Source organism: Candidatus Jordarchaeum sp., from assembly GCF_052745115.1.
Genome location: NZ_JBRAKS010000546.1, coordinates 1 through 1634, shown reverse-complemented (window position 1 = coordinate 1634; position 1634 = coordinate 1). Strand labels below are relative to the sequence as shown.

Sequence of the window (1634 nt, the reverse complement as noted above, 5' to 3'; positions counted from 1 at the left end):
GCGAAAAAAGACCGGGAAACAGGTTTGAAAACACAGGAAAAAACCTCAAAAAAAGACAGATTTTGCGAATCTATCGCCTGGATTGCATTCAAAAACACAAAAATCGGTTTAGATCTTAGCCTCTCTAGTTTATCAGGAGCATGGAGCTTCTATGAATGGGGAGATAAAATTACCATCTAAAACAATCCTAGATGTCCGAAAGAGGTAACAGATAGTATTAGCAGAAAATTTAAATTGAATTTTTTATTAATCTTGAATATTGTGAATTATTTTTGAAGTGAGAGTTGCCTCATGTCTCCCAAAGAGTCTGTTAATTGGAAACGCTTTTATAACAGTTTTTTCGGTGACCCGTATTGGGCGTGGCATGATGGTTTGGATATCGACGCTTTACATTCACTGTTGCCTGAGGAAAAGGAGAAGGCTAAGGAATTGTTTCTAGAGAGGATGAATGAGAATGATACTCGGGCTGCAGTAGGTCTGGGTGAGCTTCGCTCGAAAGAAGCGGTTCCAAGACTAAGGGAGCTCCTAAACAAGGCCACGGGCAGAGAGCTGGTGGATATAGCCGTGGCACTTGCCAAAATCGAAGGCGACAAATCTTATGCAAAGTATATAATACATGTTTTGAAAAATAATCCATGGTGGTATAATAGAATCTGGGCTGCTATTCATTTGCGTGAATTCGATTTCCCGGAAGTCGTTGAATCACTATTTGAGGCCGTGAAGGACCCGGATTATCTTGTCCGCAACCATGCTTGTGATTCACTGCTCCAACTACACGGATTTGAGCCGAACATAGCTAATTACGAGGAAATATTTGTTAATATCATATCCCCGCATAAGGGCGAACCCGCAGAGGAGGATTATAAAAAATATGAGACTGCGGTAAAGCAATTGCGGAAAATGTTTAAGGAAAAAAAGAATTTAGAGTAAGGATTTAATTTTTAAATGCTTTTATTAAATATATTGGAATTATTCATGCGTCAGAAAATTTGGATATAAATTTGTGAAGAGTGGACTTGCAGAATGGGTAGTTAGTAATTTTAATGAGGAATTTTTCTATGCTTATGAGCTGGCGATGTAGTTTCGTTCGATTCTGCCTCAAAAAGGAGCTTTTATAGAGCTTATTTTCCAATTTAGAACCCAAAAATAAGGGGTAGAATCGGGCGAATCTACATTACCCTTATGAGCTTGATAATATTTTAAGTGTGTTTATTACCTTTCTCCGTTATTTCCATTGCGGCCCATTAAGAATTTAAGGTAAACACCGATTTTACTTGGTCTTACAATTAGCGCTGGAACTCTTTTTTGATATTCTCGGTAAGATTCACCAAACCTTTCAATAAGTTCCCTTTCCTCAACTAGTCGAATATGGCAGAGCAAACCAACCAAAAAAATAAGAAAAACAGGAGGGAATAAACGGAAAATCTAGCGAAGACAGCTCCTAAAAAGATCAAAATACCTCCTGAATATGTTGGATGTCGTAGAACTGAGTAGATTTCGTATTCTTGGAGTTCAGATTCTTCGGGATAGTATAGGTATAAGACAGCAATGTAGTCCCAGCTAAAGTATTGGAGCGCCCGATAAAAAACTTTCAATCTCCGTAGCTGGAGAACGGTTTTTGCAAGGGTTGTATC

The 1634-nt window shown here is 38.4% G+C and carries 3 protein-coding genes; 2 read left to right on the top strand and 1 reads right to left on the bottom strand.

From position 1 onward, the window contains the following. Together ACUVXA_RS20680 and ACUVXA_RS20675 are read left to right on the top strand one after the other, a co-directional pair. Positions 1-180: hypothetical protein (locus tag ACUVXA_RS20680; RefSeq protein ID WP_445873185.1), on the top strand; the 180-nt coding region annotated here is incomplete at its 5' end. Between the two features lie 111 nt (positions 181-291). After that, positions 292-930 carry a HEAT repeat domain-containing protein gene (locus ACUVXA_RS20675; RefSeq protein ID WP_445873184.1) on the top strand — a complete coding sequence of 213 codons (639 nt, stop codon included), beginning with the start codon at positions 292-294 and terminating at the stop codon, positions 928-930. Between the two features lie 428 nt (positions 931-1358). Here the strand turns inward: ACUVXA_RS20675 and ACUVXA_RS20670 are convergent. Beyond that, a partial coding sequence (locus ACUVXA_RS20670; protein WP_445873183.1) for a methyltransferase occupies positions 1359-1634 on the bottom strand: 276 nt, incomplete at its 5' end.

What these genes read in the sequence shown, in the direction of transcription:
- ACUVXA_RS20675 (WP_445873184.1), top strand. Translation starts at nt 292, where the DNA reads ATGTCTCCCAAAGAGTCTGTTAATTGGAAACGCTTTTATAACAGTTTT.